Origin of the sequence: Novosphingobium sp. ES2-1 (genome assembly GCF_015169775.1) — a bacterium.
GTDB lineage: Bacteria > Pseudomonadota > Alphaproteobacteria > Sphingomonadales > Sphingomonadaceae > Novosphingobium > Novosphingobium subterraneum.
This window is the reverse complement of record NZ_CP063445.1, coordinates 978036-990980: the sequence shown is the minus strand read 5'-3', so window position 1 is coordinate 990980 and position 12945 is coordinate 978036. Positions and strand designations below refer to the sequence as shown.

Annotated in this window: 11 protein-coding genes; 5 read left to right on the top strand and 6 right to left on the bottom strand. The window is 63.5% G+C overall.

The genetic code is table 11. The features are described 5' to 3' along the window. Positions 1-41: 41 nt before the first annotated feature. Both IM701_RS04820 and IM701_RS04815 read left to right on the top strand, forming a co-directional pair. Positions 42-563, top strand: a complete 522-nt coding sequence (locus IM701_RS04820; protein WP_039338637.1) for a (2Fe-2S)-binding protein — start codon at positions 42-44, stop codon at positions 561-563. Next, complete coding sequence (locus IM701_RS04815) at positions 560-2872, top strand: molybdopterin cofactor-binding domain-containing protein (RefSeq protein ID WP_193827958.1); 2313 nt, start codon at positions 560-562, stop codon at positions 2870-2872. Before IM701_RS04820 ends, IM701_RS04815 begins: the two co-directional genes overlap by 4 nt. 3 nt (positions 2873-2875) lie before the next feature. Here the strand turns inward: IM701_RS04815 and IM701_RS04810 are convergent, their stop codons facing one another. The 5 genes from IM701_RS04810 to IM701_RS04790 all read right to left on the bottom strand — a co-directional run bounded on the left by IM701_RS04810 (position 2876) and on the right by IM701_RS04790 (position 9001). After that, the gene (locus tag IM701_RS04810) at positions 2876-4207 is read right to left on the bottom strand and encodes a glycoside hydrolase family 1 protein (protein WP_193827957.1); all 1332 of its coding nucleotides are present in this window, start codon (positions 4205-4207) and stop codon (positions 2876-2878) included. Position 4208: 1 nt separating this feature from the next. Beyond that, positions 4209-5126 (bottom strand): alpha/beta hydrolase, encoded by a 918-nt coding sequence (locus IM701_RS04805; RefSeq protein ID WP_193827956.1) that lies wholly within the window; start codon positions 5124-5126, stop codon positions 4209-4211. Between the two features lie 92 nt (positions 5127-5218). Beyond that, a complete protein-coding gene (locus tag IM701_RS04800) occupies positions 5219-7597 on the bottom strand; it encodes a TonB-dependent receptor (protein WP_193827955.1) in 2379 nt (792 codons plus the stop codon). Positions 7598-7686: 89 nt separating this feature from the next. Beyond that, positions 7687-8091: a DUF6379 domain-containing protein gene (locus IM701_RS04795; protein ID WP_039338632.1), complete on the bottom strand. Its 405-nt coding sequence runs from the start codon at positions 8089-8091 to the stop codon at positions 7687-7689. Then, entirely contained in the window at positions 8084-9001 is a 918-nt protein-coding gene (locus IM701_RS04790; protein WP_193827954.1) for a sugar phosphate isomerase/epimerase, read from the bottom strand. Before IM701_RS04790 ends, IM701_RS04795 begins: the two co-directional genes overlap by 8 nt. Positions 9002-9121: 120 nt before the next feature. Here IM701_RS04790 and IM701_RS04785 point away from each other — a divergent pair, with 120 nt between their 5' ends. Then, positions 9122-9772 carry a TetR/AcrR family transcriptional regulator gene (locus tag IM701_RS04785; protein ID WP_230487803.1) on the top strand — a complete coding sequence of 217 codons (651 nt, stop codon included), beginning with the start codon at positions 9122-9124 and terminating at the stop codon, positions 9770-9772. Positions 9773-9792: 20 nt separating this feature from the next. Here IM701_RS04785 and IM701_RS04780 read toward each other — a convergent pair whose 3' ends face one another. Then, complete coding sequence (locus tag IM701_RS04780) at positions 9793-10320, bottom strand: PA2169 family four-helix-bundle protein (protein ID WP_193827953.1); 528 nt, start codon at positions 10318-10320, stop codon at positions 9793-9795. 491 nt (positions 10321-10811) lie between these two features. Here IM701_RS04780 and sucC point away from each other — a divergent pair, with 491 nt between their 5' ends. Both sucC and sucD read left to right on the top strand, forming a co-directional pair. Further along, complete coding sequence (gene sucC, locus IM701_RS04775; RefSeq protein WP_039337175.1) at positions 10812-12011, top strand: ADP-forming succinate--CoA ligase subunit beta; 1200 nt, start codon at positions 10812-10814, stop codon at positions 12009-12011. Then, positions 12011-12901 carry a succinate--CoA ligase subunit alpha gene (gene sucD, locus IM701_RS04770; RefSeq protein WP_193827952.1) on the top strand — a complete coding sequence of 297 codons (891 nt, stop codon included), beginning with the start codon at positions 12011-12013 and terminating at the stop codon, positions 12899-12901. Before sucC ends, sucD begins: the two co-directional genes overlap by 1 nt. The last annotated feature ends 44 nt before the right edge of the window (positions 12902-12945 follow it).

Below are 12945 nucleotides of genomic sequence, written 5' to 3'. Positions count from 1 at the left end.
TTTGCCGTTAGAACAGTTTCTTCATCGAGGGGGAGTTGCGTGTGACCAAGATCGTCGTCAACGGAAAGCAGCGCGAGGTTAAGGCTTCGCCCGATACGCCTCTGCTCTATGTCCTTCGCAACGAACTGGACGTGATGGGCGTGAAGTTCGGCTGCGGCCTTGCGCAATGCGGGGCTTGCTCGATCCTGCTTGGCGACGAAGAGGTGCGCGCCTGCGTGACGCCGGTTTCGGCGGTGGAAGGCAAGCCGGTCACCACGGTTGACGGCCTGCCCGCGCGCTGGGCCGAGAAAAAGGGCCTCGCGCCCGACCCTCAGCGGCTGCACCCGGTCCAGCAGGCGTGGGTGGACGAACAGGTGCCGCAGTGCGGGATCTGCCAGTTCGGCATGATGATCAAGGTTACCGAACTTCTCGAGGCGAACCCCAAGCCGACCGACGCGGATATCCGCGAGGCGCTGACCAATTCCGGCCCCTCCCCGCACTTGTGCCGCTGCGGCAGCTATGCCGCGATCCTCGAAGGCGCGCACCGTGCGGCCAAGCTGATGGCCGAGGGAGGCGCAGCATGAGCGCAGCCCTCGACATCCACGGCGCCCGACTTTCCCGCCGCGCCTTCATCGGCACCGGGGGAGCGCTCGCCGTCGCGGTCAGCCTGCCGGTCAAGGCTTCGCCAACCGCCGCCCCGGCCTCGCTCGACGCAACCACGGCTGCCAGCTGGATCGAGCTCAAGGCGGATGGAACGGTCACGATCCGCACCGGCAAATGCGATTTCGGCCAGAGCAGCGTCAACACCGCCTATCGCCAGATCGTCGCCGAGGAACTGTGCGTCCCGCTCTCGGCGATGACCACGGTGATCACCGGCGACACCGACCGCACGCCCGATGGCGGCGGCACGTTCTGGTTGCTTGGCTATGTCCAGAACCTGCGCAAGGTTGCAGCCTACATGCGCGAGGCGGCGCTTGAACTCGCCGCGGGCAAGCTTGGGGTCGACCGCAAGGCGTTGAGCGTGAAGGACGGCGTCATCTCCGGCGGCGGCAAGGCGATAAGCTATGCCGATCTCGTGAAAGGGCAGGACCTAAAGCTGACGATCCCGGTAGAAGGCGAACTGACCAGCCCGATGGGCCTGACGGTCAAGGGCGAGCCGCCGCTGAAACCGGTGTCCGAATACACGATCATTGGCAAGCCATCGGCCAACCCCATGACCCGCCCCAAGGTTTCAGGCGAAGCGGTCTGGGTCGGCGACGTCAAGTTGCCGGGCATGCTCCACGCCCGCACCATCCACCCCGCAACGCTGGGTTCGAAGCTGGTCAAGGCCGGGAAGCTGGACGGCGCGCAGTTTCCGGGCGCGCGACTGGTGACGATCGGCAACCTCCTTGCCGTGGTTTCACCTGACGAGTGGGAGGCGGTACAGGCTGCTCAGGCTGTTGCCGCCGAGACGCAGTGGAGCGATTGGCAGGGCCTGCCCGGCCACGAAGGCCTGGCAGACCATTTGCGGTCGAAGGCCGACTGGACCGTCTTCCCGTCACGCGAAGGCGCGGCCAACAAGGGTGAGCCCGAAAATGTGCCCGCTGCGCGGGAGCACAAGGCATCGTACTTCCTGCCTTACCACAAGCACGCCCCGATCGGCCCGATGGTCACACTGGCCGACTACCGCCCCGATGGCTCGGTCACCCTGCACACTCTCAGCCAGAACCCCCAGCATCTGCGCCACATGATCGCCAGGATGCTCGGCGTGGGCGAGGACAAGGTGGTAGTGCGCACCTATCCAGGATCGGGCCACTATGGCCGCTCCAATGGTGGCAGCGCAGGGAGCGAGGACGAAGCCGTGCTTCTCTCGCGCGAACTTGGCCGGCCGGTGCGTGTGCAGTGGATGCGCGCCGAAGAGATGCAGTGGACCACGCAATCCTCGTGCGCGCTGGCGGATATCGCCATCAAGCTCGACAAGGACGGGCGCATCGCAGGCTATGCAGCCGAACACCGCGTGCCGCCGATGCAGGATGATCGCCTGGTCGGTGCGCTGCTTGCCGGCCTGCCGGTGATCGATGCCCCTGCGGCCGTTACCAAGGATCCGTTCCAGAACGGCATCAATGAGATGCAGGATACCTGGGTCTACGGCAACGTCCCCGCCGTGCACGAAAAGGCGATGAGCACCTGGCAGATCGGCGAGAAGGAATCGCCGATCGCAGTGGGCCTGCGGGACCATTCGATGCGCACGCCGATCCAGTTCCAGCAGAACTTCCCGCGTGAAGTGGCAATGAGCGAAGCGGCCATGCTGGCGGGCAAGGACGCGCTGCAATTCCGCCTCGATCACGTTACCGACCCGCGTTTCAAGGCGATCATCGAGAAGCTGCGCACCGAGTCCGCGTGGGACAGCCGCCCCTCACCCGCCCCCGGCGCCCGCGCCAGCGGAAAAGGCGTGGTCAAGGGCCGCGGCATGTCGATCATGCTGCGCGACAACGGCTACTGGGCCTGCGCGGCGCACGTCGCGGTCATGCCGGAGAGCGGTGAAGTCAAGGTCGAACGGATGACCATGGTCGCCGATGTCGGCATCGTCATCAATCCGCTGCAGTTGCGCCGCCAGATTCAGGCTGGCTGCCTGATGGGCGTGAGCCAGGCGCTGCATGAGGAAGTCAGCTTCGACCGAGGCGCGATCACCGCGGCCGACTGGGCCAGCTACCCGATCCTGACCATGGCCGAAGCGCCCGAGATCAAGGTGGTGTTCGAAACCAACCTTGCTGCGGGCAACTATGGCCAAGGTTCGGAAAGCGCCAACGCCCTGGCCGCCCCGGCCATTGCCGCAGCCGTCCTTGACGCCACCGGCAAACCCGTGCGCCGCCTGCCGCTCCGACCGGCATACGTCAAAGCGGCGCTGGCCTGAGTCCTAGAGCGAGTTCCTTCGCGCGATCGAGCCCAGCATTTCGGCGCTGGGCTTGGCCGTGCGCTTGAACGTCTCGCGGTCGAACGAATGCAGCCCGAAGCGGTGGTGGTAGCCGAAGCCCCATTCGAAGTTGTCGATCAGCGACCAGTGGAAATAGCCGCGCACCGGTACGCCATCGTCCATTGTCCGCTTCAATTCGGCAAGCGCGGCCGGGATCAGCCACTGGCGCAAGGCATCGTCGTCGGAATTGACGCCGTGCTCGGTGACGTAGACCGGTAGCTTGGTAACCTCGTAGGCATACCGCACCGCACCAGCCAGAGAGCCCGGCCAGACCTCGATCCCGCCGGCATTGCGGCGCGCATCGGCAGGTGCGGGTAGCGGACCTTTGGCATTCCACACCTTGCGCTCATAGTTCTGCACGCCAATGAAATCGCAGGTCTCACGCGCCAGGCGCAGCCACTCATTGTAGTAGCGCTCGCGGATCTGATCGCGCATGGAATTCTTGCCGACCGCCTGATCGTCGAGGATTGCCAGGCTCACGCCCACCGGAAGGTCAGGCCGCACCGCCTTGATCGCAGCAACGCCGCGACGATGCCCTTCCATCATGTTGGCGCGGTAGGTCTTCGGGTCCTTGATGTAGAGCGAGACGCCCGGCGTATAGAGCGGCACGCCAAGCTGCTTTGCGGCGGCTTCCTGCGTCGCCTTGTCACCGGCAAGCAGCTGTGGCGGCAGGATTTCGCCGATCACACCTGCGAGGTTCGGCTCGTTGAGCGTGGTGGCGAGTTCGATGCCCGCAGCCAGATGCCGCGCGGAGCGATCGCAGAAGCGGGCGAACAGCGCTGGCGATTCCGGATTGTGCCATCCGCCCTTGGCCGCAAACCAGCGCGGGGTGGTGAAGTGGTTGAAGGTGACGACCGGCTTGAGACCGCGCGCGCGGCACCCTTCGATCATCGCCTTGTAATGATCGAGCATGGCGTTGGAGAAATGTCCCTCGTCCGGCTCGATCCGCGCCCATTCCAGGCTGAAGCGATAGGAATTGAGGCCCATGCCCTTCACCAGATCGAGATCGACCGGCCAGAGTTCGAAGCTGTTGGCGGCATCGCCCGACCGTTCGGCAAAGATCGTGCCGGGGACGTTCTCGATCACCCACAGGTCGGCGTTTAGATTGTTGCCCTCGATCTGGTGCGCGGCAGTCGCAGCACCCCACAGAAATCCTTTGGGGAACCTGGGATCAAGCGGTTTGATCTTCGCACCCCGCGCGAGCGCACTACCGCTGACCGCGGCGGAAGCGCCGAGGGCCACGGCCGAAGCCATCAAGCTGCGACGATCGATCATCTCACTTCTTCTCCGTTGCCAGCAGGCCCTGCGTGCGCATCCAGCGATACATCAACTCAAGCCATCCTTCCGCAGGAGAGCCAGCGGGTCCGGCCCCGAAACCGTGACCGCCCGATGAAAGAAGGTGGAACTCGATCGACTTGCCGGCAGCGCGATAACTGTCGAGCAGCGGCAGACCCTTTTCGCGCGCCAGCAGAAAATCATCGGCGGCAATGGCCACGAAAATCGGTGGCGCATCGGCAGGCACGGTCATCGGGCCCATGTTGGGGTAGATCGGCGCGGCAAAGTCGGGCCGATCTGCGCCACCCTTCTCCACCACGCTGCGCGTCAGGAAGCCCCCTGCCGAAAAGCCCATGAAGCCGACGCGCTTCGGGTCGATGCCGAAGGTGGCGGCATTGGCGCGGACGTGCCGCAGTGCTGCAAGTCCATCTTCGAGCGCTTCGGCGGGCGTGTCGGCCGGAGGAGCAAAGGCGGCCTTCTGCCCGCTGATCATCTTGTCGAGTTCGGCGACGAAGACTTTCTGGTCAGGCGGCGTGGCTAAGGTGCGGTACTTGAGCACGAACGCGGTCACGCCGTGATTGGCGAACCAGCGGGCTACTTCCCACCCTTCCTTGTCCATCTCGAGGCCGAGGAACGCCCCGCCAGGAGCAATGATCACCGAAGCGGGCGACGGCTTGCCGACGGGCTGGAACACGGTGAGCGTCGGCCGGGTGACGTTGCGCACGGCATAGCGCCCAAGGTCGCTGGGATGCCAGACCTCGCGGTCCACCTTCCCGGCTGTGGGCAGGGTGAAGGTGTTCGGCTGGGCAGGTGCGGCGACCGTCTCGGTTGAAATGCCGCTCTGCGCATCCACGGATGCGCTCGCTAGGAGCGCAAGGCTCAGGCCAAGCATCGAATGCCGAAGTGCGGCCATGATCATCCAGTTCATCCTTCTCGACAGGTGCCGGTCCGCTCTTCGACGGATGCGACAGAAGCAAAGGCCGCCACCCGAAGGCGGCGGCCCCTCTTGCATCAGAAGTTGATGCCTGCCCGCACGCCGACGGTGCGGACTGATTCAAAGCTGAAGCGCTGGTTCAGCGTCAGCACTGGCGGAGCAACACCAACCGGGTTGGCATCGCCACCGTCCGAACCGACAGAGATCGGACGGATCTCGTTCGTGCAGTTCTTGCAGAACAGGCTGATGGTCCAGTTGTCTGCCTTCACGCCGGCACGCAGGTCGATCGTATCCCAGGTCGGGATCGTGAACGGTGCGCCGATACCGGCAGATTGCGGCGAGCGGTGGTAGTAGCCGACGCCGAACTGTGCTTCGAGGCCTTCCGAGATCGGCGCAGCATATTCAGCGCCAAGCGTCGCGGTGAACTTCGAGGACAGCGGCAACTGGTAGCCCTTGGCGTTGAACGTGCCGACGAAGCCGGGCAGCGACGAGTTGATGTCGGCCTTGCAGCCGCCGGTCGTCTGCGTCGGGTAGCACTGCGCGCCCGGGTAGTCGTCGAACGTCGCATCAGCATACGACGCCGAACCCGACAGGGTCAGGCCTTCGAAGGGCCGTGCCTGGAACGAGAAGTCGATGCCCTTCGTCGTTGCCGTGGCCGCGTTGCCCAGCACGAAGGTGCGGAGCGCCTGCACGAAGGCCTGAACCTGCAGGTCATAGAACTTCGTGTAGAAGCCTGAAACGCTGAAGGTCAGCGCGCCGTCGAGAGCCTTGCCCTTGATGCCGAGTTCACCACCGCGCGAGATTTCCGGACGTACGGCGAGATCGGCATTCGGCGCGGGTGCCGTGTTCGAGAAGCCCGGTCCCTTGAAGCCTTCGCCGTAGAAACCGTAGACCATCAGGTCCGGCGTCGCCTGCCAGTCGAAGCCCAGCTTGTAGCTGAGGTCGGTGGCGTCGGTGCTCTGGTCGGTGACGTTCTTCTTCACGCCAAGCGTGACGAAGTAGTTTCCGAAGTTCTCGCGCAAGTTGATCTGCGCCTTTTCGTAGGTCAGGCGCGCACCAGCGGTCAGCTTGAGGGTGTCGGTCAGCTGGTAGCCGAGCTGGCCGAACGCAGCATAGCTGTCGTTCTGCAGGCGATACTGGAAGTCCTGGCCGAGGAACGAGCGGTTGTTCACGCCACAAGCGGGCGGCGGCCCTTGCGTGACAGTGGCACCGATGCAGAACGGGAAGCCGACCGCGACAAAGTCTGGCACGCCGTTGTTGCCACCACGGTAGCCGGAACTGTTGCCGACCGAGCGGTAGTAGTAGAGCCCGAACTGACCCGACAGGGCATTGCCGCTCGGGAGGGCCAGACGCAGTTCCTGCGAGTACTGGTCGTACTTCTGATTGGCACCGTTGAAGCTGAAAAAGTTGAACGGCGTCTGGTCGGAATCGAACTGGAAATCGACCTTGGCCTGCTTCCACGCGGTGATGCTGCTCAGCTCCATGCCGTTGCCGAGGCGCAGGTTGATGTTGGCCTGAAGGCCGCCGGTATCGCTGTCACGGAAATTCGGCGCTTCAGCCGCGAAGTTCAGGTTGTCCGCACCTGCGACAAGGCCACGCGCCGGGTACTGGCTGCCGGGGCCGAACTGGCGGAAGGTGATGTCATAGCGGCCAGTGATGCCGCGCTGCCGGTTGTAGTCGCCAATCACGTAGACCGAGAGGTTGTCGGTCGGCTCGAACAGCAGCTTTGCACGCAGGCCAAGGTTCTCGAGGCCCAGATCGTTGCGGACTGCCGGATTGACCTTGGGGACGGTGATCGGGTCCTGGTCGCTGTAGATGGCGTTGAGGCGCAGCGCCGCCTTGTCACCCAGCGGAGCGTTGACCGTCGAGCGGATCTGGTACCCCGTGCCATCGTCGCCCGGGCGCGCGCGCTGCACCAGTTCGCCATCGGCGGTGAATGACAGTTCGCCGAGCTTGGGCTTGTTGGTGGTGATGTTGACCAGACCGGCCGAAGCATTCTTGCCGAACAGGAGGCCCTGCGGCCCGTTCAGGACTTCGACGCGAGCAACGTCGTAGAAGGCATTGGCGGCATATTCACGGTTGCCGAGAACGACATCGTCGATGACCTGCGAGACGCTGGCCTCGACAGTGTTCGAGAACGTGGCCGTACCGACACCCCGTACCGAGAAAGTGTTGTCCTGCGCCACCTGAAGGCTCGGTGCGAGCTTGGTCACGGCGGTAAGATCATTGGCGCCGCGCTGGATCAGCTGCTCCGAGCCGACCACGGTCACGCTGACCGGGACCTTGAGCACGTTCTCGCTGCGACGCTGGGCAGTAACGATGATTTCGCCGGGTGCCGAGGCTTTGTCCGCTGCCGACTGGTCGGCAGCCTGCGCGAATGCGGGTACAGACGAGAACAGCGCGATGGCTGCAATTGATGCCGACTGCACGAGCCGGGTCTTCCTGCTGATGTTCACGGATTATCCTCCCTCTGAACGATTATGCGGAAATGTGCTGGTGCCCACCGGTCCGCACCGCCGGCGCTCCACCCCGGAGGTTCGGCCCTTCAGGGGAGGATGATCGTCGCGTGGCGTTCGTTGCGGACGATGGCGGGTTGAAATTCTGGCGGAAAATAGGGGTGGCGATATCGGATCGCGCTGCCCACGAGATGAACCCCGCGCGTCAGGCCGCCCTCCTTGGGAACGACCACGGTGAAGTAGTCGCCAACGTAAAGACGGGTCTGCGTCGCTTCGTTCAGTTCATCCCGGGTATATTCCTTGTCGCCGAGACGAAACAGGTTGCCCTCGGCGGGATAGACGACGCCGTCGACGGTAATGTCCACGCCCTCGATCAGGCTCAGCCGCGAGGAGCGGTAGTTGGCCTGGCGGATGCGGACCTCGAACCCGGTGCGCGCACCTTCAGGCCCCACGTTGCGGAAGCCGGTGCTCTGGATGTGGCTGCGCTCAAGCATTGGCCGCCTCCATGGTCGCGGCGTCATATTCTTCTTCGAGCTTGCGGATCAGTGCGTGCTGGCGGCGCACCTGCTCGATCGCCACCCAAGGGTCGCGCTTACCCTCGTACTCGCTCGACAGATAACCGGCGTAGCCGAGCTTCTTGAGCATCGGCACGATGCGCTCCCACGGGATCTGGTGGTCGTGCAGCGTCTCGTCGATGTTGTGGAACTTCGCCTGGATGAACGGCACGTACTGGATCACGTCGGCCAGATGCTCGACCGGCGTGTTGATGCCATTGAGGAAGCTCAGCGCACCCTTCTTGATCTCGTCGGTGATGCCACCACCCCAGTGATCGATCGGGCGATCCTGAAAGATGCCGGTGTCGATCATCAGGCCGAAGTTCTTCGTGCCGGTGCGCTCGATGAACTTCACATAGGCCTCGGTGACGGGATGACGGATCGGCGTGGGCGAATGGATCTCGGGCAGGATCACCAGGTCCAGCTCGTGCGCAAGATCGAGATTCCGTTCGACCGCACCTTCCCAGATTGGGTCCGGCGTCAGGTCATGGTCGATCACGCCGAACTTGGGCCGGATGAACTTGAAGCCCAGCTTGTGCGCCAGACGCAGGTCTTGCGCGATCTGCGCCGCGCCCTCTTCGACGCTCATGTTGCGGTCCAGCTGGATGCGCGTGTCGACCCAGCAAGCAAAATTGGTCGGCTCGAGCCGAAAGCGCTCAAGCTTGGCAAACCAGTCGTCGATCCACGCAACGGGCGGCTCAGGATAGAGCGGCACGCTCGTCTCGCCAAGGATCTCGATGCCGGTCGAGCCGGTGTCGGCAACATGATCGAACGCATCGTCCAGCGTCATCACCGTGCCGAAGTCATCAGTGTAGCTGTACAGCGATACGCCATACTTGAAGCTGCTCACGCTAACCTCTCCTGTCGCGGCGGCGTCCGGATTGACGCTATTGATCACCGCTTATTTGAGCGCCTATTAATCGATGATCAATACGAGGGCAAGGGGGGCGCAAGAGGGTGCGCAAGCGGCTTGCGCATTGGCGTCAAACCAAGCAAAGCTGCAGGAATGACGGGGAACGCAGCGATACGGGAACGGCGGGGCAAGCCTTCGCACCGCGACGATCTACGCAGCGAGCTGCTCGCAGCGGCCTGCGCGTTCGTCGCGCGCGAAGGTCATGAAGGGTTGTCGATTCGAAAGTTGGCTGAAGAGATCGGCGTGTCTCCTGGGGCGCCGTATCACCATTTTCCCGATCGACGGGCGCTGCTCGTTGCGGTGGCCCTCGAAGGGTATCGCCAACTTTTCGCCGAAACCGAAAAAGCGGTCGCAGATGCGCCAGAGGAAGTGCTTTTCGCCAACCTTCTTCACTTCATCCGGTTCGCTGCTGCAAATCCGAACATGTTCACGCTGATGTACGAAAGCGAACTGGTCCGCCCACAGCTTGCGCCCGAGCTTGCCCCTGAACAGGAAGTGGGCTTCCAGATGTTGCGACGTGAAGTCTCGCGCGCCACGGGGCACTTGTCCGAGCGTGAGCGCAGCCTGCGCATCGCCACGATCTGGAGCGCGATCTTCGGGTTTGCGCTTCAGACCAACCGAGCGATGCTGCGCGCACATCCGCTGGAACCAATGCCGGACGAACTCGCACCCGAGATCGTCCGGCAGGCACTCAGGCTGATGGCCTGATGGTCAGGAAAACGGCTGGCTCAGCGCGCAAGTCCGTGCTTCAGGTTGCGCATCTGGTCATGGCCTTCGCGCACTGAGCCCCAGGCCTCGTTGACGGCCTGCCTCGCAATAGCCGAGAGATCCGCATTGTTCATCGCGGTCTCGAACTTTTCCTTCAGATAGTCTTCGCCACGTTCGACCTCGTTGATGATGGCCTTGTCGTCGCGGCCCATGACTGCCGACTTCAGATCGACAAACGCGCGATGGATCGCCCCCATGGTCGAACTGTCGTCCTCGGGATTCCCGCCCAGCTGGCCAACTGCAGCCTGCAGTTTCGTGACAACTGACTGCCGTTCGCGTGCACGGTCAAGAAAGATGCGACGATACTGCTCGTTGTCGACATCTTCGGCTGATGTCTGGTAGCCCTCGACGCTGTCCAGCAATGTCGCAATCAGCGTGTTGAGTACGGTGACATCGCCATCCGGATCGCCGCCAGTCACACTCGCCCCGTTCATGCTTGCCCTGTTCGTGCTTGCCGTCGTGCCGAATGTCGGGTTGTTCGAATCCATGATTAATCTCCGGTTGAGGGTGTCCCCCCTTCAACGGTCGGAAGCCGTCGGCGGGTCCGGGCCAATTCGCTGCCGTGGCAACGGCATCCCCCACGCAGCGGGCGTTCTGTCGATTTACCAAGCCGATCGGTGGCGTCGCCCCAGGCGGGAGACGATGAGCGATGCTGCGTCGCCTCGCCTTGCCCCGGCCAAGCACTGTGGATGAGCTGTCCGATGGCGTGGATGGTTGCAAATCGGAGATTCGCAAGTTTGCGGAATTGCATTTGACAGGCCAAGCCGTGGAATGCACGGAGGCTGCGCGGAAGGCCGCTCACGGCCCTGATCTGTCCGGGAAACCCGTGCTTGCGGTATCTCCTGACCGGCCTGCGGGCTGCTGATACAGGGTTGAGAGCGCGCTGTGGCGAACTTTTGCACCAGTGAACAGGGCGGCAAGCTTCATGCTTCCTGCGTACTGGTGGTCGATATGGCGCTCGGCGCCAAGGAGATGTTGAATGAACGTCCATGAGTACCAGGCGAAGGAACTGCTTGCGAAGTTTGGTGTCGGCATTCCGGCTGGGATTGCGGCGCTGACGGTTGAGGAAGCGGTTGCTGCGGCCAAGCAGCTTCCGGGTCCGCTCTATGTGGTCAAGGCGCAGATCCATGCCGGCGGTCGCGGCAAGGGCAAGTTCAAGGAACTGCCTGCCGATGCCAAGGGCGGCGTGCGCCTGGCCAAGAGCATCGAGGAAGTCGAGGCCTTTGCAAAGGAGATGCTCGGCAACACGCTCGTCACGGTGCAGACCGGCGAGGCCGGCAAGCAGGTCAATCGCCTCTACATCACCGATGGCGTTGATATCGCGAAGGAATACTACCTCTCGATGGTCGTCGACCGCGCTTCGAGCCGCGTCGCGATGATCGTCTCGACCGAGGGCGGCATGGACATCGAGGAGGTCGCGCATTCGACCCCTGAGAAGATCGCGACGATCACCATCGACCCGGCCGAAGGCTTCATGCCGCACCACGGCCGCGCCGTCGGCTATGCGCTCAAGCTGACCGGAGATCTCAACAAGCAGGCCGGCAAGATCGCCGAGCAGCTCTACAACGCCTTCGTGGCATTGGATTGCGACATGCTCGAGATCAACCCGCTGGTCGAGACCAAGGACGGCAACCTGCTCGTCCTCGACACCAAGATGAGCTTCGATTCGAACTCGCTCTACCGCCACCCCGACGTGATGGCGCTGCGCGACGAGACCGAGGAAGACCCGGCCGAGATCGAAGCCAGCAAGTACGACCTTGCCTACATCAAGCTCGACGGCAACATCGGCTGCATGGTCAACGGCGCCGGCCTTGCCATGGCGACGATGGACATCATCAAGCTGAACGGCGAATTCCCCGCCAACTTCCTCGACGTGGGCGGCGGCGCGACGACCGAGAAGGTCACCGCGGCGTTCAAGATCATCCTCAAGGACCCGGCGGTGAAGGGCATTCTCGTCAACATCTTCGGCGGGATCATGAAGTGCGACATCATCGCCGACGGCATCGTTGCCGCGGCCAAGGAAGTGAACCTGCAGGTTCCGCTGGTCGTCCGCCTCGAAGGCACCAACGTCCAGCAGGGCAAGGACATCCTCGCCAACTCCGGCCTGCCCATCGTCCCCGCCAACGACCTCGGCGATGCCGCCAAGAAGATCGTCGCTGAAGTCCGGAAGGTTGCATAATGAGCATTCTCGTCGACAAGAACACCAAGGTCATCACGCAGGGGATGACCGGCAAGACCGGCAGCTTCCACACGCAGGCTGCGCTTGACTACGGCACGCAGATGGTTGGCGGCGTGACCCCCGGCAAGGGCGGCACGACCCACATCGGCCTGCCGCAGTTCGATACCGTGGCCGAGGCCAAGGCCGTCACCGGTGCGACCGCATCATGCGTCTACGTGCCGCCTTCGGGCTGCGCCGACGCCATCCTCGAGGCGATCGATGCCGAGATGGATCTGATCGTGGCGATCACCGAGGGCGTGCCCGTGCTCGACATGGTCAAGGTCAAGCGCGCGCTGTCGGGTTCGAAGAGCCGCCTGATCGGTCCGAACTGCCCCGGCGTGCTGACGCCCAACCAGTGCAAGATCGGCATCATGCCCGGTTCGATCTTCAAGGAAGGCTCGGTCGGCGTGGTCTCGCGCTCGGGCACGCTGACCTATGAGGCGGTGTTCCAGACCTCGGCCATCGGCCTTGGCCAGACCACCGCAGTCGGCATCGGCGGCGACCCGGTCAACGGTACCAACTTCATCGACGTGCTCGAACTGTTCCTGGCCGACGAAGCCACCAAGTCGATCATCATGATCGGCGAGATCGGCGGCGATGCCGAGGAGCAGGCCGCACAGTTCCTGATCGACGAGGCCAAGCGTGGCCGCAAGAAGCCGATGGCCGGCTTCATCGCGGGCCGCACCGCGCCTCCGGGCCGCCGCATGGGCCATGCCGGCGCCATCGTCTCGGGCGGCAAGGGCGATGCTGAAAGCAAGATCGCGGCCATGGAAGCCGCCGGCATCAAGGTCTCCGCCTCGCCCTCGCTGCTGGGCGAGACGCTGGCCGAGGTGCTGAAGGAAAGGGTGTAAACCCAACGCCTTGTGGCAAGAACATCAGAGCCCCTGCGAAAGCG